This window comes from Streptosporangium sp. NBC_01469 (assembly GCF_036227305.1).
In the GTDB taxonomy this organism is placed as follows: domain Bacteria; phylum Actinomycetota; class Actinomycetes; order Streptosporangiales; family Streptosporangiaceae; genus Streptosporangium.
The window spans coordinates 8542323-8558572 of the sequence record NZ_CP109465.1 but is presented as its reverse complement, the minus strand read 5'-3'; the positions used below and the strand labels follow the sequence as shown (position 1 = coordinate 8558572).

Annotated in this window: 14 protein-coding genes; 6 read left to right on the top strand and 8 right to left on the bottom strand. The window is 71.9% G+C overall.

Annotation, left to right across the window (positions count from 1 at the left end; genetic code table 11):
• The first annotated feature begins 160 nt into the window (after positions 1–160).
• Together OG587_RS37215 and OG587_RS37210 are read left to right on the top strand one after the other, a co-directional pair.
• Positions 161–1369 (top strand): cytochrome P450, encoded by a 1209-nt coding sequence (locus tag OG587_RS37215; RefSeq protein WP_329083488.1) that lies wholly within the window; start codon positions 161–163, stop codon positions 1367–1369.
• A 17-nt stretch (positions 1370–1386) separates the two neighbouring features.
• The gene (locus tag OG587_RS37210) at positions 1387–2064 is read left to right on the top strand and encodes a DoxX family protein (RefSeq protein ID WP_329083487.1); all 678 of its coding nucleotides are present in this window, start codon (positions 1387–1389) and stop codon (positions 2062–2064) included.
• Between the two features lie 358 nt (positions 2065–2422).
• On the opposite strand, the gene OG587_RS37205 is transcribed toward OG587_RS37210, so the two are convergent.
• Positions 2423–4339, bottom strand: coding sequence for a S9 family peptidase (locus tag OG587_RS37205; RefSeq protein ID WP_329083486.1), 1917 nt, complete (start codon positions 4337–4339; stop codon positions 2423–2425).
• Positions 4340–4578: 239 nt separating this feature from the next.
• Here OG587_RS37205 and OG587_RS37200 point away from each other — a divergent pair, with 239 nt between their 5' ends.
• Positions 4579–5652 carry a class I SAM-dependent methyltransferase gene (locus tag OG587_RS37200; RefSeq protein WP_329083485.1) on the top strand — a complete coding sequence of 358 codons (1074 nt, stop codon included), beginning with the start codon at positions 4579–4581 and terminating at the stop codon, positions 5650–5652.
• Between the two features lie 64 nt (positions 5653–5716).
• Here OG587_RS37200 and OG587_RS37195 read toward each other — a convergent pair whose 3' ends face one another.
• Together OG587_RS37195 and OG587_RS37190 are read right to left on the bottom strand one after the other, a co-directional pair.
• On the bottom strand, positions 5717–6109 hold the full coding sequence (locus OG587_RS37195; RefSeq protein ID WP_329083484.1) for a hypothetical protein: 393 nt from the start codon (positions 6107–6109) through the stop codon (positions 5717–5719).
• Between the two features lie 81 nt (positions 6110–6190).
• Positions 6191–7228 carry an alcohol dehydrogenase catalytic domain-containing protein gene (locus OG587_RS37190; protein WP_329083483.1) on the bottom strand — a complete coding sequence of 346 codons (1038 nt, stop codon included), beginning with the start codon at positions 7226–7228 and terminating at the stop codon, positions 6191–6193.
• A gap of 407 nt (positions 7229–7635) precedes the next feature.
• Here OG587_RS37190 and OG587_RS37185 point away from each other — a divergent pair, with 407 nt between their 5' ends.
• Together OG587_RS37185 and OG587_RS37180 are read left to right on the top strand one after the other, a co-directional pair.
• Complete coding sequence (locus OG587_RS37185; RefSeq protein WP_329083482.1) at positions 7636–9072, top strand: glutamate--cysteine ligase; 1437 nt, start codon at positions 7636–7638, stop codon at positions 9070–9072.
• A gap of 89 nt (positions 9073–9161) precedes the next feature.
• Positions 9162–10208, top strand: coding sequence for a hypothetical protein (locus tag OG587_RS37180; protein WP_329083481.1), 1047 nt, complete (start codon positions 9162–9164; stop codon positions 10206–10208).
• Positions 10209–10255: 47 nt separating this feature from the next.
• Here the strand turns inward: OG587_RS37180 and pcp are convergent, their stop codons facing one another.
• From pcp to OG587_RS37155, 5 genes are all read right to left on the bottom strand, one after another.
• Positions 10256–10882, bottom strand: coding sequence for a pyroglutamyl-peptidase I (pcp, locus tag OG587_RS37175; RefSeq protein ID WP_329083480.1), 627 nt, complete (start codon positions 10880–10882; stop codon positions 10256–10258).
• Positions 10879–11304, bottom strand: coding sequence for a thiol-disulfide oxidoreductase DCC family protein (locus OG587_RS37170; protein WP_329083479.1), 426 nt, complete (start codon positions 11302–11304; stop codon positions 10879–10881). The genes pcp and OG587_RS37170 overlap by 4 nt, the downstream gene beginning before the upstream one ends.
• Before the next feature lie 28 nt (positions 11305–11332).
• Positions 11333–13186: an endonuclease/exonuclease/phosphatase family protein gene (locus OG587_RS37165; RefSeq protein ID WP_329083478.1), complete on the bottom strand. Its 1854-nt coding sequence runs from the start codon at positions 13184–13186 to the stop codon at positions 11333–11335.
• Positions 13187–13299: 113 nt separating this feature from the next.
• On the bottom strand, positions 13300–14358 hold the full coding sequence (locus OG587_RS37160; RefSeq protein ID WP_329083477.1) for a hypothetical protein: 1059 nt from the start codon (positions 14356–14358) through the stop codon (positions 13300–13302).
• A gap of 31 nt (positions 14359–14389) precedes the next feature.
• Entirely contained in the window at positions 14390–15277 is an 888-nt protein-coding gene (locus OG587_RS37155; protein WP_329083476.1) for a hypothetical protein, read from the bottom strand.
• 376 nt (positions 15278–15653) lie between these two features.
• Between OG587_RS37155 and OG587_RS37150 the strand changes: the two genes are divergently transcribed.
• On the top strand, positions 15654–16235 hold the full coding sequence (locus OG587_RS37150; RefSeq protein WP_329083475.1) for a hypothetical protein: 582 nt from the start codon (positions 15654–15656) through the stop codon (positions 16233–16235).
• Positions 16236–16250: the final 15 nt, after the last annotated feature.

Genomic DNA, 16250 nt, shown 5'->3' with positions numbered 1-16250 from the left:
GGTTTCGAGCGCGCCCTGCCCGAGGTCAAAGAGTTTCGCCGGTGCCCCCACCCGCGACGGACGGTATCACCGCAGGCCGGTGGCACCACACTCGACGCTCAATGTTCAGGCGCCTCCACAGACTTGCCTGGTGGCGCAGACGGTCTCACACGATCACAGGATGGATGGACAGAAGATGATGAAAGCACTGGAATTGCCGCTGCACATGCGGCGGAACGGTCTCAACCCGGTCGAGGAGCTGGCCCGGGCTCGCGACGGCGAGGGGGTGGTGCAGGTGGCGACGCTGTTCGGCGGGTCCGCGTACCTGGTCTGCCGCCAGGAGGATGTCCGCCAGGTGCTGGCGGATCCGGCCCGGTTCAGCAGCGCCCTCGCGCCGGTCCCGGGGGCTGGTGAGGTGGACGCCGACGAGCTGGCCACGATGCGGGCCGGCCAGCTGATCGGGTTCGACCCGCCCGAGCACACGCGGTTGCGCCGGATGCTCACCCCGGAGTTCACGGTACGGCGGATGCGCAGGCTCGAGCCGCGGATCACCGAGATCGTCCAGGCGGCCCTGGACGATCTGGAGCGGGCCGGTAAGCCGGCCGACCTGGTGGAGCACTTCGCGCTGCCGGTGCCGTCGCTGGTGATCTGCGAACTGCTGGGTGTGCCGTATGCCGACCGCGCCGAGTTCCAGGATCGTTCCGTGCGCCTGCTGGATGTGTCGTTGCCGGTGGAGCAGCTGAACGCGGCGCAGCGGGAGGACCGTGCCTACCTGGCCGGCCTGGTGGCCCGCGCGCAGGCGGATCCGGGTGAGGACATGCTGGGCATGCTGGTGCGCGAGCACGGCGACGATCTCAGTACCGACGAGCTGGTCGGCATCGCGGGACTGCTGCTGCTGGCCGGGCACGAGACGACCTCGAGCATGCTCGGCCTGGGCACCCTGGCCCTGCTGCGGCACCCGGACCAGCTCGCCATGGTCCGCGAGGACCCGGCGCTGGTCGAGCCCGTCGTCGAGGAGCTGTTGCGCTGGCTGTCGATCGTGCAGTTGCTGCCGCCGCGCATGACCACGACGGATGTGGAGATCGCCGGGCAGGCCATCCCCGCGGGCTCGCTCGTGATCTGCTCGCTTCCCGCCGCCAACCGCGACCCTGCCTTCATCGACGATCCCGAGACCCTCGACATCACCCGGGGAGCCGCCGGTCACGCCGCCTTCGGCCACGGTGTGCACCACTGCCTCGGGGCGCCGCTGGCGCGGATGGAGATGCGCATCGCCTTCCCGGCACTGCTGCGCCGCTTTCCCGGTCTCGCCCTGGCCGACCCGGACGAGCAGGCCGACTTCCGGGCCTTCAGCATCGTGTACGGCTTGAACTCGCTGCCGGTGACCTGGTGAAACGCAAGAGGAATCTCATGAACATGCCAGATCGATTTGACGAGGAGGCTGAGATGCAAACTCAAACGACCAAAACGTTCCAGCACGCGAGGGACGAGAAGCCGACCACCGTCGCACGAAGCGGCTGGAACCGGAGCCGGATCCGCCCCATCGCCTTTTGGACCACCACGTTTGTAATCGTCTTCGAGTTGGTTGCCGGATCGGTGTGGAACCTTCTGCCGATCGAATGGGTGGAAGTCCAGTTGCGCCACCTGGGATACCCGCACTACTTCGCCTACATTCTCACCGTGTGGCAGGCCGGTGCGGCCGTCGCGATCATCGCGCCCAGGCTCCCGCTGATCAAGGAATGGGCGTACGCGGGTGCCTTTTTCCTGTGGTCGAGTGCCGTGGTGTCGCATCTGATAGTCGGCGACGGGCCTCAGACGTGGGGAGTGCCGCTGGTGTTCGGGACGTGCGCCATCGCGTCGTGGGTGCTGAGGCCTGCCGATCGTCGGCTCCCGGCGACGCGGCTTCGTCGGGGCCGCCCTGCCAACGCCGGACAAAATGGGGCCGGCTTGCCGGAAACCCGTCCTCGCGCCTGGGTCGTTCCGATCGGGCTCCTCGTTGTCCTGTATGCCGTTTCGTTCCTCACGCTGCCCGCGGCCGAAGCCATGACGCACGGGTGGGCGGTTGAGAACGGCTGGATCGACGAGTAGTGGCCTTGAAGGTCTCGACGTCTCGCCGACACATGGTTCCGTGACACCGTCGTGGGCGCACGAAACAGCGTCGCACGCACCGGCGAAAAGCGGCCGTCGCGGCGCTCGACGAGCTCAGGGCGCTGGGCGCGGAGACGGTCGTCCCGGGACACGGCGGGGTGTGCGGGCCGGAGGTCATCGACCACGTGCAGGGCTATCTGTGGTTCGTGCTCGCCACAGCCGAGCGTGGCAGGCAGGCCGGGCTGTCCCCGCTGGAGACCGCGCGAGACCGACCTGGGGGAGTACGCGGGACCGCTCGACCCCGAGCGCGTCGTCGGCAACCTGCACTCCGCCAGGGATCTCCCTGCCCGAAGGAAGGTCAGGACAGGTGGCGGGCCCACCACTCCAGGACGGCCTCGAAGCGCTGCAGGCGGTGCCTCGGGCGGCCGCTGCGCGTGAGCTCGTGTCCCCCGCCGGGGAAGAGCAGGAGCTCGGCGGGGACGCCGTTGCGGCGCAGCGCGACGAACATCCGCTGCGCCTGCTCGACCGGGCAGCGGATGTCGTCCTCGGAGTGGACCACTGCGAACGGCAGGGTGATCCGGTCGGCCTGGTAGAGCGGGCTCATCGCGCGCTGGGCCTCCGGATCGGGGCCGCAGTAGGCCTCGGCGAAGAACCAGCCGATGTCGGAGGAGCCGGTGAAGGAGTCCCAGGCGTTGACCGCGCGCTCGCTCCAGGCGGCCCTGAACCGGTCCCCGTGGCGGGCGGCCAGCCAGCTCGTCATGAAGCCGCCGTAGGAGCCGCCCATCACGCCCACCCGTTCGGCGTCGCACGCGGGGTCGGCCAGCGCCGCGTCCAGCAGGGCGAGCACGTCGTCGGCGTCCACGCCGCCCAGCGCGCCGATCACCGACCGGCCGTGCGCCTGGCCGTACCCGCAGGAGCCGCGCGGGTTGGGCAGGACCACCGCGTACCCGGCGCCCGTGTAGACCTGGGTCTCGTCCAGGAACGCCCACCCGTGCTGATGGAAGGGGCCGCCGTGCACGTTCAGCAGCACCGGGTGCGGCCCGTCGCCCTCGGGCAGGGCCAGCCAGCCGTGCACCGGGTAGCCGTCGGCGGAGACGGCGGTGATCTCACGCAGTGGCCTGATCCCGGCGAGGGTGCCCGAGAAGTCGGTCAGCGCCCCGTCGGGGGTGACCACCTCGCCGGGGCTCGAGGGCGTGGACACCACCGCGACGATCCGCTCCCCGCACGAGGTGAACGCCCTGACCCTCGCCCGCTCACCCAGGACCGGGACGAGCTTTTCCAGCGGCGCGTCGAGGGCGCCGGAGGGCACCAGGCGCAGCTCGACCGCGCCGCGCGTCCGCACCGCGACCAGGACGCCGTCCTCCCGGGGTACGGGAGGCAGCTGCTCGCAGTCCACCGACTCCTCCTCGGTCAGCCGGGTCCCGGCCGCCACCTCGCCGCCCTCGCCCGTGCCGCCGATCCGCAGCGGCGCGCGGTAGAGGCCCGTGTTGCGGGCCGCCGCGTCGACGCCGGAGAACTCCGTACCGAGGTAGAGCACCTCCCCGCCGGGCAGGGCGACGGGATGCCCGGCGGAGCCGTCGCTGCGCACCGCGAGGATCGGGGCGCCCCCACCGGACGGAACCGCGTACACGTCCGTGTGCAGGCTCTCGCCGTCCAGGTCGCGGGGGGCCGAGACCAGCACGTGCTCGCCGTCCGGCGTCCAGCCGGGAGACTCCACGTCGTAGGGCCCCTCGGTCAGCCGTACCGGCTGAGGGACGTCGGCGAGGGCGTTGACCGTGAACAGGCTCTGCCGCCGGTCGAAGGTGAAACCGATCCCCTCGGTCCGGTAGCGCAGTCCGGTGATCCGGCGGGGCGCCTCGGCCGCGGCGCCCACCCCCTCCTCGGTGCCGTACCGGCCGGGCTCGGCGACCCGGGCGACGAACGCGATCCGGCGGGAGTCCGGCGCCCAGACCGGGACGCCCGCGCCCAGCGGCAGATCGGTGACCGGCCACGCCTCGCCACCGCCGGTGGGCATCACGTACAGCTGCGGGGCGCCCTCGCGGTCGGCGTCGGCGCGCAGGAAGGCGACCCAGGCGCCGTCGGGGGAGACGCTCGGCGCGCTGTCGCGGTCGCCGGAGGTGAACCGGACGGGCGGGCCGTCCGCGGGCACCCGCCACAGACTTCCCGGGTAGGCGTCGGCCTCCAGGTCGGGCCGGGCCACGTCGACGAGGAGAAGGTCGCCGTGGAGCGTGACGCTGCCGGGGATGGTGAGCAGGGCGAGGTCTTCAGGGCGCATAGCCAACAACGCTATCACCCCTTTAGTAATTAATAAGGCTGGTTTAAAGTGCTATGTCTGTTCTGGTGGAGATGGTGCTCTTGTTGTGTTCTTCCCCTTGGGGAAGGTGATTGTTTATCCGGTCCCTTCGAATACCTGAAGGCGCCGATACGAAAGGACGGTTGAGTCATTGATGGTGTCGTGCCACTTTTGACGTTAACCCTCCTTTTCGGGAAGGTCCTGGTGAAGGGATGGCCGCGGTGTCCGCCAAACGAACGCTCTCGCGGGTCGTGTACGGCTCCCGCTACGACCGGATCCCCTGGGGTCAGAGGGTTTACGTCCGCCCGGGGGAAAGGCTCGCCCGCGAGATCCAATGGCGCCTGAGAATTCGCCGTGCCCCCGTCATGAGGTTCCAGGACTACCGGGAGCGGACACTCCTGGAGGAGATCGAGGAGTTCGTCACCTGCCAGCTGTGCGGGGAGACACGCCAGCAGCCGATGTTCCAACCGGCCGGGGACAAACGGGCATGGAGCTACCGGGTGGTGCGCTGCCCGGCGTGCGGCTTCCTCTACCGCAACCCCAACATCCGGCCCGAGCGGCTGGGCGACCTGTACGCCACCGGCTACAGCGGCTTCCTGACCGGGAAGTACGCGGCCAACCGGCAGCGGCGCTACCGGCTGACGATGGACGCCTTCGGCCCCGTCTTCTCCTCCGGGCAGGGGCGCAGGCTGCTCGACTTCGGCTGCGGCACCGGGCTCTTCCTGCGGCTCGCCGAGCAGCGCGGCTTCGACGCGGTCGGGGTCGACCTCTCACCCGACTCCGTGGCCGCCGCCAACGAGCGCCTCACCGGCGCGCGTGCCTATCTCGGGACCCCGGAGGACGTTCCGGAGGTCGCCGCGGGGGGCTTCGACGTCATCACCCTCTGGTCGGTCCTGGCCCATCTGCCCCGCCCGATCGACGACTTCAGGCGCCTCCGCGCCCTGCTCGCCCCCGGCGGGGTGCTGCTCGTCCTCACCGTGAACGCCGCCTCCCTGCAGCTCAAGGCGTACGGCAGCGGCTGGAACGGCTTCACCAGGAACCACCTGATGTTCTACTCGGCCGAGACCATGCCCGCCCTGCTGCGCCGTACCGGATTCGCCGGGGTGGCCTTCACCCCGTTCTACGGCGACACCGTCGAGGCGAGCACCACCAGGCTGCCGGAGCAGCTGAGCCGGCGCCTGCGCCGCAACGTCGAGATCAGCGACGGGGGGAACATGCTCAGGGCCCTGGCCTTCGCCGACGACGAGGCCATCGACAGGTGGGGAGCGAACCTCCAGGTCCGCCGCCTGACCTGATCCGCCGGAGAACGAGATCCGGAGACCCAAAGACCATGCCCGCGTCGGCCCGCGCCGGCCCGCGTCAGCCTCCGACCAGGGGCACGAGCTTGACGAAGGACACGACCGGGTCGACGGTCAGGTCGATCTCCTGATCCAGGTCCTCGATCTGCCGGTCGCCGATCAGCAGCAGGAAGCCGTTACGGGCGAAGGCCGCCTCGGCGGCGTCGGCCTGCCTCTCCCAGTCGAGCCTGCGGGCCGTGCGCATCCGGTATCCGTTCACCTCGATCTCGGCGTCGCTCGGCCGGACCAGGCCGCGGAAGTGGTGAGAGGGGGCGGCGTTGTGGCGGGCCACCTCCTCGCGCACGCGCAGCCGCACCAGCTCCCTGGCGGAGATCCGCTCGGGCAGGTCCGGCAGGGTGAACTCCTCCAACGCCCTGCCGGTCGCGGTCTCGTCGCGGAAGGTGACCAACGCCATCGGTGCATCCCTTGATCGTCGGGGGGTGACAGACGTCATCTATAGCAACCCGGGCCGACAGAAACACGGCCGGCGGCCCCTTCAGCGCCGGGACGGCAGGATCATCGTGACCCCGGGGACGGAGCCGATCGAGGCGAGCGCGGCCCCCGCCTCCTCCAGGCCGATGGAACGGGTGACCAGGGCATCCGGGCTCAGGGTGCCGTCGGCGACGGCCTCCAGCATCGCGGGGTAGGCGTGGGCGGCCATGCCATGGCTGCCGAGGAGTTCGAGCTCGTAGCCGATCACCCGGCCCATCGGGACCGGGGTGAGGCCGGGCAGCAGGCCGATCTGGACGTGGCGTCCCCGGCGGCGCAGGCTCTCGATCGACGCCACGCACGTCCCGGGACCGCCGAGCGCGTCGATGGAGACGTGGGCGCCGCCCGAGGTCAGCTCCCTGACGCGCGCGGCGACATCGGCCTCGGGCGGTTCGGCGCCGACGCAGGCGACGGCGCCGAACCGCCGGGCCAGCTCCAGGGCGCCCGCGGAGACGTCCACGGCGACCACCCGGGCCCCGGCCGCGGCGGCGATCATGACGGCGGACAGGCCCACGCCGCCGCAGCCGTGCACGGCCACCCACTCGTCCGGCCGCACCCGGCCCACGGCGGTCACGGCGCGGTACGAGGTGGCGAAGCGGCAGCCCAGGCTCGCGGCGGTGGTGAAGGCCATCTCCTCGGGGAGCCGTACCAGGTTCACGTCCGCGTGGTCGACGGCCACGTACTCGGCGAAGGAGCCCCAGCGGGTGAACCCCGGCTGGGTCTGGCGCTCGCAGACCTGCTGATCGCCGGACAGGCAGGCCGCGCAGGAGCCGCAGGCGCAGACGAACGGGACGGTGACGCGGTCGCCGGGCCGCCACGAGGTGACGCCCGAGCCCACCGCCTCGACGACCCCGGCGAGCTCGTGCCCCGGCACGTGGGGGAGGACCCGGATGTCGGGGTCGTGACCCTGCCAGCCGTGCCAGTCGCTCCGACACAGCCCGGTGGCCTCCACACGGATCACCGCTCCGCCGGGCGGAGGCTCGGGGGCGGGTACCTCCCGGACCTCTGGATCGGCCCCGAAGGCGTCGAAGACCACCGCTCGCACCCGCCCACACTCCTCTGCTCCGGCCTCCGGCTCTCTCCGCCGGTGACCCCGTCTGGCCGGTGAGCCTATTCGGTCGGTGAGCCGGTCCGGCAGGCCGGCGGTCCGGGCTGGTCAGCCGGTCGGGCCGCCGAGCCGGTCGGGCCGGTCAGCCGGCCCGGTCGCCAGGTCGGGTCGCCAAGCCGGTCCGGCCGGTCAGCAGAGCCGATCCAGTCGCCGAGCCGTTCCGGCGGGTCAGCCGGTCCGGACGCCCGGCCGGAGACCCGCCCGGCCGGGCGCTCCCCGGGCCGCCCGGAGAGCCGCGGGACCCCCGATACGCCGTGCGCGCCCCCGATGGCGGTGCGCCCTGATTAGAAGGCGCACTCTGGGAGAGAGGGAGGGGCACAAGGGTCAACTGATCGGACGGTGCGATGGGGCAGAAAGTCGACAAGGACCGCTATACCGAGGCGGAGTTCCTCCGTTTCAGGGCGAAACTGGCTGAGCAGCTCGACACCCTCCACGAGGTGCTCGCCAGGCCGGGTTTCGGCGCCGGTCCCGCGACCATCGGAGCCGAGCTGGAGATGTTCCTCATAACGCCCGACGGGCGGCCGCTCCCCCGCAACCACGAGGTGCAGGCCGTCGCGGACGACGACCGGCTCACGCTGGAGCTGGGCAGGTTCAACCTGGAGGCCAACCTGACCCCGCTGCCGATCGCCGGGCGGCCGTTCACCGCCCTGGTGCGCGAGATGCGGGAGATCATGGCCGTGGTGGACGCGGCGGCCGCCACGCAGGGCGGGCAGGCCGTGGTGATCGGGATCCTGCCGTCGCTGAGCGAGTTCGACTTCACCCACGAGGCGCTGAGCGGCGAGGGCCGCTACCGGGCGCTGGCCAGGGGCATGCGGCGGCTGCGCACGGAGCCGTTCCGGGTGCGAGTCGAGGGCGTCGAGCTGCTGGAACTGGAGGTCGAGGGGGTGATCCTGGAGAGCGCCAACACCTCCTGGCAGGTCCATCTCCGCACGGCCCCCGCCGACTTCGCCCGCGTCTACAACGCCGCCCAGCTGGCCATCGGCCCGGTCCTCGCGGTCAGCGGAAACTCACCCGCCTTCCTGGGCAGGCGGCTGTGGGAGGAGACGAGGATCGCGCTGTTCGAGGAGGCCGCCGACGACCGGGACGTGGAGCGGCTCGACCGCAGGAACCGGCGGGTGGGGTTCGGTTCCGGTTGGGTGCGGGGCATCGGGGAGATGTTCGAGACCTGCGTCCGCGACTACGAGCCGGTGCTGCCGATGACCTCGGCGCCGAAGGAGGGACCCGGCGGAGGCGTCCCGGAGCTGGCCGAGCTCCGGCTCCACCAGGGCACCGTGTGGCAGTGGAACCGGCCGGTCTACGACCCCCGTGACGGCGGCCACCTGCGGGTGGAGATGCGCGCCCTGCCCGCCGGGCCGAGCGCGCCCGACATGGCGGCCAACAGCGCGTTCCTGCTCGGGCTGACCGCCGCCCTGGCCGTCCAGCCGGTGGAGGACTTCCCGTTCGCCGGGGCCTACCGCAACTTCTACCGGGCCGCGATCCACGGCCTGGACGCGCCGATGAGCTGGCCGGGCCTGGACGAGGAGATCCCGGCCGAGCGGCTCGCCCTGGACCTGCTGCCGGTCGCCGAGGCCGGACTCGACAGGATGGGCGTGGACCCGGACGAGACCCGGTGGGCGCTGGACATCGTGCGGGAACGTGTCGTCCGCCGCCGTACCGGCGCGATCTGGCAGCGGGAGGCGCTGGCCAGAGAGGGCGGCGACCAGGCTGCGGCGGCGCGCGTGGTGAGCCGGTACCGGGAGCTGTCGCTGGCCGGGGAGCCCGTTCACACCTGGTCTTTCTAACTACAAAAGGGATTTGAGTACCGGCATACTCATGAACTCCGTATCTTGATCCGCCAATCCTGGTGGAACCGGACAGGGAGAGACCCCTCATGAGTCAGATGAAGGCCGTATCGGCGGAGCCGTTCGGGCTGAAGCGGGACGGTGGCGGCCTCGCGGCCGGAATCAAGATCCTGGAGAAGGAGCTCAAGCGGGTATCCCTCGACACCGTCCTGGCCAAGGCCAACCGCGTCACGGCCAGGAAGGGGTCGGCCGGTGCCGGGGCGTTCGCCACGATGCGGCCGAAGCCGGTCGACTGGTACTGCTTCGACGCCGGGGACAACGCCACCAAGGAGTGGTACCCCCAGGGCCTGACCTGCGCCTCCGACGCCGGGATCGGCGGGAGCACCTTCGTGGTGAGCTGGTACCACACGCCGGAGTCGGGGGCCGAGCGGGGCGTGCGCCTGAGCTTCCTGAACACCGCGACGCTCCGCTACCGGCACGTCCTGCTCGTACGGGCCGGAGCCGACGGGAACATCGCGCCGATCAACATCCACGCCGGCGGCGTCGCCTGGTACGGCAACCTGCTGTACGTCGCCGACACCACGCGGGGCCTGCGGGTCTTCGACACCCGGCAGATCTTCGAGATCGACGGGGACGGCACGGAGACCATCGGCAGGAAGGGCAGTGTGTACGACGCGTTCGGCTATCGGTACGTGATGCCGCAGACCGACGCCTGGACCACCACCAGCGGCACCGTCCGCTTCTCCTTCGCCGCCGTCGACCGCAGCACCGCCCCCGACACCCTGATCTCCGGCGAGTACATCGACACCGCGGGCACGGTCGGACGGGTGGCCCGCTGGCCGCTGACCGAGGGGGGAGCCCTGAACGCCCCCGCCGGGGGCGTCGTCAAGGCCGTGGACGCCTACGCGCTGCCGGCGGGCAAGATCCAGGGCGCGCTCTCCTACGAGGGCGCCTGGTATCTCAGCCAGACCGCGGGCTCCACCGGGAACGGCACCCTGATCGTGGTCGGCGACACGGTGCGCAGGCGGCCCTATCCGGTGGGCCCGGAGGATCTGACCTGCGTCCGGGACAAGAGGACGCTGTGGAGCGTGAGCGAGTTCGCGGGCCGTCGCGCGGTGTACGGCGTGCCGCTCTGAGGAAGCCGTGCCGGGCACCCGTCGGTGGCCCTCAGCGGCCCTCGGTCCTAGTGGAGGGAGCCGCCGACCAGGCGGAGGTCGCCGCCCAGGGAGACGGAGACGGCGGTGGTCACGATCGCGGTGAGCGCCTGGGCGACCACCGTGACGGGCATGGAGGGCCTCGCCTCGCCCAGGACCTGTTCGGGGCTGAACGGCACGTGCACGAACCCCCCGCGGATCGCCGGTCTCTCGGTGGCGATCATGTGCATGAGGCCGTAGAAGAGGTGGTTGCACAGGAACGTGCCGGCGCTCTGCGAGACGCTCGCCGGGACCCCGACGGCCCGTGCCGCCGCCACGCACGCCTTCACCGGCAGGGTGGAGAAGTAGGCGGCGGGACCGCCGCGCACCACCGGCTCGTCGATCGGACGGTACCCCGCGCAGTCGGGGATGCGGGCGTCGTCGAGGTTGACGGCCACCCGCTCCACCGTCACGTCCGGCCGCCCTCCGGCCTGCCCGACGCACACGACCACCGCCGGATCGTGCTCCGCCACCGCCTCGCGCAGGTGTTCCAGCGCCCCGCCGAACGCGCAGGGGAGCAGCGCGGTCCGCACCCCGGGCACGAGCCTGATCGCCTCCCACGACGGGTTGCCGGCGCCGTCGAGGGACTCCAGCCCGGCGAGCAGGACGCCCTTCATCGGCGCTCCGAGGTCGCGGAGCCCGGAATCACGGGGGAACCCGCGGGCCCGGGGTTCGAGGGCAGGGCGCAGGCGGGGGTGCCGCCCGGCAGGCGGTGACGGTTGGCGGCGACGAGCCGGTAGACCCCCTGGGCCATCCACCGGAACGGCGGGACCCGCAGCACGAACCCCAGGGGGCTCCACGGGAGACCGGCGGCGATCAGCAGCCCGGCCACCGCTCGCGCTCCGCCGTACACCCGGCCGTCCTCGATCCAGAGCACCTCGCGCTCGGCCCGCTCGCGGGTGACGCCCAGCGCCCGGAGATCCGCGAGCTGCCAGGGGACGACCCGGGCGCGCACCCCGACGCGGCGCTCGGCGAACCGGACGCTCGTCGTGCAGAAACCGCAGTCGCCGTCGAAGACCAGTACAGGTTGTCCCGTCATGCATCTGACATTACCCAGCGGAATCCGATCAAGGCCCGGCGACCAGGGTGACCGCGACCGGACGGTGGTCGGAGTACGGGACATCGGGGTTGGCCTGGTCCTTTCCGGTGAAACCCGGGGTGACGAGCACGTGGTCGATCTGCTCCGCCGGGCCGCTTCGGGACGGGATGGTGTTGAACGGCCTGACCGGGGCGAAGGGGTCGGTCAGGCCCGCGCCGGTCAGCACCCGCCAGGCCGGGTCACCGGGCTGGAGGTTGAGGTCACCGGCCACGATCACCGGGGCGCCGCTCCCCGCGGCGTTCCTGACGATCTCCCCGAGCTGCTCGACCTGGTCGAGCTCGCGCCAGCCCGGCGGGGGCTGCAGGTGGGTGCCGATCACGGTGACGTCCTCGCCCCGCCACCGCAGCCCGACCTCCAGCGCCTGCGCGCCGGTCGGGCCGCCCTGGACCAGCACGTGGTTCCTTATCGCGGTGATCGGCAGCGTGGTGAGCAGGGCGTCGCCCCACACCTCGTCGGTCGCCGGGGCCCAGACGTAGCGCATACCCAGCCGCTCGGCGATCAGCCGTACCCCGTCGTGGCCGCCGTTGAGCAGCCAGCCCCTGTCCGCCTCGCTCAGCACCACCACGTGCGGCCTCAGCTCCCTGAGCGCGTCGGCCTGTCGCTCCAGGGAGAGCCTGCCGGACTCGCCGTACCCCATCCTGATGTTGTACGCCGCGATCCGCAGCCCGTCGCCCGGCCCCTCCCAGCGGGGCCGGGTGCCCTGCCACAGCGGAACGGCCGCCACCAGCGCGACCGAGGCCGCGGCGGCCGCGGCGAACCGCCGGTCGTAGGAGCGGCGCGGCAGGCCCGCGCTGCCCGCCACGCCCAGGAACGCGACGACGAGCGCCGCGCAGACCGGCACCCAGCCGTTGGACAGGTAGAGGTCGTAGGCGGCGTAGTAGCCGAAGACGAACACGACGAACAGCAGCATCCCCCCGGCCGCCGTCAGGCCCCGCCGGGCCGGGCGGTCCTGGCCGAAGGTCGTCGCGGCGTGCGCCAGGCAGGCTCCCAGCGCGACCTGGCCGACGATCTGCGCGACGATCGTCCAGCCGGGCGCCACACCGTGGACGCCGTCCACGGTGGCCCTGCCCAGCGTGAAAGCCACCGCCGAGGCCACCAGGGCGATCGCGGGCGGGAGCGGGCGGCGCAGCACCGGCAGCGCGGCGGGCACCGCCGACACCACCGCGAACGCGGCCACGATCACGGCGGCGGCCTGCTGCGCGGAGTCGGTCGCCGCCTGGGCGTGCGCGGTGTTGCCCGTGTAGAGGCCCCAGAGCAGCAGGGCGGGACCGATCGCCAGCCAGGCGCGCGGAGCCCCGGAGTACTCCTCGTCAGGGGGTTCGGCCCGGATCGTGAACGCGCAGAAGAGCAGGAGCTCCACCAGCAGCAACATCCACGGGACCGCTCCAGGCCGCCACATCAGGTCGATGCCGTCCAGCGCCGCGTGGACCACCGTGGAGGCGGCCAGACCGGCGATCACCCCGCCCGTCACGGGCCGGGCGTCCCGGCTGCCCATCGCGGTCGCCACCAGCCAGACCAGCCCGGCCAGCAGGCCCAGGCCGGACACGTACAGCTGCGGGTCCCCGCCGTCGGTCAGCTGGAGCACGAGCCGGGCCAGGAGCAGCAGGCCGGCGGCGCCGAGGGCGATCAGCGGCGGCCGGACGGACCTGGCCAGCGGGACGGTCAGGAAGGCCAGGACGAACCAGGAGAGGGCGTACAGGCCCATCATCTCCGCGGGGGTGCTTCCCGCCCGGCCGAAGAGCGTGATCAGCGACGGCAGGAAGACCCGGAGCACGTCGACGAGCACGACCACGCCGAGGGTCACGTCCAGGCGGATCCGCATGCTACCTCCAAAGAACGCGAGCTATCCTCGCCTTCTTCGCGATCCATGACAAGGGCGAGATCCGCCCGAAGCGCGGTCGGGACCCGGGCCGGAGACGGGCCCGCCGGAGTGCCTCAGCGGGCCGGGGGTTCCTCCGCCGGGTCTCCGGGGAAAGGAGGGAACCCGAAAGGATCGGTAGGCGTGTGGGAGGAGGAGGCGGGAGGTCCGTCCCCCCGGTCCGGAGGCCCGTGCGGACCGGCCGAAGGTCCGCTCGCGGAGGGCGGGGAGCCGCCGGGAGGAGCGGCGGGAGGGCCGTCGAGGTGGCGGAACGCCTCGTGCGCCGAGCGGACACTGTCGCGCAGCGCCTGCTCCAGGTGACCGGCGTCCTCGGCCAACCTCCCTATCTCCGGTACGGCGAAGACGTCCGCGCCGGACTCCGCCAGCAGCTCCTCGTAGCGGGGAAGCCGCGCGCGAAGCGCCTCGATCTGGTCGTGGGCGCGCAGCGCCCGCTCGGCGTCGGCCACGTGGCCCGCGTAGCGTTCCAGGGCCTCGACCCGCGCGAGCACGGCGGCCTCGCTGGCGGCCAGTGCCCGCTCCAGCGGCGCCATGGCCGCGGCCACCTCCGGCGTGCTGCCGCCGTACACGAACTCGTGGTGCTCGTTCCGCAGCGTGGAGAGCTTGGTCAGCAGCCGGGCGATCTCCCACTCCTGCGAGGGGAGCATCACCGAGTTGCGCACGCTGTCGAGCATGCCCATCGCGTTGACCCGCGAGCGCAGGATGTAGTCGATCGCCTGCTGGGTCCGGTCGAGCAGCTGTCCGGCCTTGTAGTCGAAGTCCTCGGCGGGGAGCAGGTAGCGGCCCTCGTACCAGCGGGCCTCGCGGTAGAGCTCGTGCTCGATCGTCTCCGGTTCCGCCGGCTCGCGGGCGGCCAGCAGGCCGACGAAGACCACGAAGACGAGCAGCGCGAGCATGAAGAACAGCAGCTGCCCGACGTCGGCGAGGAACATCAGGCACACCAGGAAGAGCGCCGCCACCCCTCCGCCGACGTTCAGGAAGCGTCCGGGCAGGCGCGAGTTGGGCGGCGGAGGCTCGGGGCTCCAACCGGCACGGATGCGCGACAACATCGACGCGTGCCGGCGGAACAGGTCGGCGGTCCGGGGGGGAACCTCAGGATCGACCACCACTCGCCGCACAGGCTCGCCCCTCCGTTCGATCACATTCACGTCAGCCGTCGAGATGGCGGAACGCCTCGTGCGCCGAGCGTACGCTCTCGCGGAGCGCCCGCCGGAGCATGTCGGCGTCCTCGCTGAGATGGCCGATCTCCGGTCCGGAGAATCTGGCCGCGCCCGTCTCGGCGACGAGCTGCTCGTACTCGGGCAGGTGCGCCCGCAGGGCCTCGATCTGTCCATGGGAGAGCAGCGCCCGCTCCGCCTCGGCCACGTGGCCCGCGTAGCGTTCCAGGGCCTCGACCCGCGCGAGCACGGCGGCCTCGCTGGCGGCCAGTGCCCGCTCCAGCGGCGCCATCGCCGCGACGACCTCGGGGCTCCGGCCACCCCTGGCGAGGTTGCGGTGCTTGGCCCGCAGCGCGGAGAGCTTGGTCAGCAGCCGGGCGATCTCCCACTCCTCGGCGGGGAGCATCACCGAGTTGCGCACGCTGTCGAGCATGCCCATCGCGTTGACCCGCGAGCGCAGGACGTGGTCGATCGCCCGCTGGACCCGGCCGAGCAGGTGCCTGGCGTCGTGGTCGAAGTCCTCCAGGAGCAGGAAACGTCCCTGCCAGTGCCGCGAGTGCGCGTACAGGAGCCGCTCGACGGAGTCGACGGGAGAGGGCTTCCTGGCGAGGTAGATCACCCCGAGGATGAGGATGTACATGCTGATCAGCGTGGTGAGCATCGCGACGGACGCCGTGGGCGGAGCACCGATGACGAAGAGGCCACTCGCGGCGAGAGCCACCGTCCCGCCGAAGATCCCTACGAGCATTCCCGGGACCCTGGAGTCGTTCACGTCCCTGGGCGGGCGTCCGGTGCGAAGGCGGTAGAGCAGGGGACCGTTCCGGCGGAAGAGATCGGCGACATCCCTGGGCACCTCAGGATCGACCACCACGCGCTGCACAGGCTCGCCCCCTTTGCCGTGTTTCAAGAGCATAGCGATTAACCATGTTTCAGGTCATGCGTCCTTACATGGTGCCTCCCTATCATCGAGTATCGCGTGCCGAAAGCATGATCGTAATGATTGCCCGGAGATCGTCCCAGGTGGAAGCGGGGCCGCTCTAGAGGCGGGTCCGGGGCGGCCGGTCCGGGACGCGGGGCCATGGCGAGCGGCGAGGGGAAGGCGCGGGATGGACAACGGGGCTCGGTGGAGCGACAAGGCCGGGTGGGGGAGCGGAGACGCGAAGACGTCCGGACCCCGGCCGGGGGATCGCGACGGCGGACGACACGGGCAGGGCGCGGATCCGCGGAGGAAGGCGCCGTGGAAGACGGCGACCGAGTTGGAACACCGTCTCGTCCTTCTCGCGGCCGTCATCCTCCTCGCGTCCGGCCGCGGCCCCAGGGCGTCGCTCAGCCAGGACTCGGTGGACCGGTCGCTGTCGCAGGGGGTGGATCCGGATCTCATCTACCTGGTGGACCTGCCGGGATTCGAGCTGGCGGACCTGTCGGCCGGTGTGGTCGGGGACGACGGGTTCGGCGCCACCTACTGGTCGCCGGGCGGGCACGTAGATCTGAGAGTCCATCACAGCACGTCCGAGTCCGCCCGGCTCGCAAGCACGAGGATCATGGGCGCCGAACCGTGGACGGCACCGGTGAACTGCGAGAGTGACGAGGTGGGCCGATACCGCTCGGGGGGAGGCCGGCACGAGTACGCGGTGCTCCGGGCCGGTCACCTCATCTGGCTGAACTGCCCCGTCGGGCTCGTCGACCGGGCCGTGCTGAAGGCCGCCATGGCCGGCGTGTGGCAGGTGACCTGGAAGGGCCCCCGGACACCCCCGCCGCGACACCCCCCGGTGCGGCGCGGCGACCTGCCGGCCACCGGCGACGGCGCGCCGATCAAGTACAGGGGAGCCGGAGGCTGAGCCGGTCCGGACGGA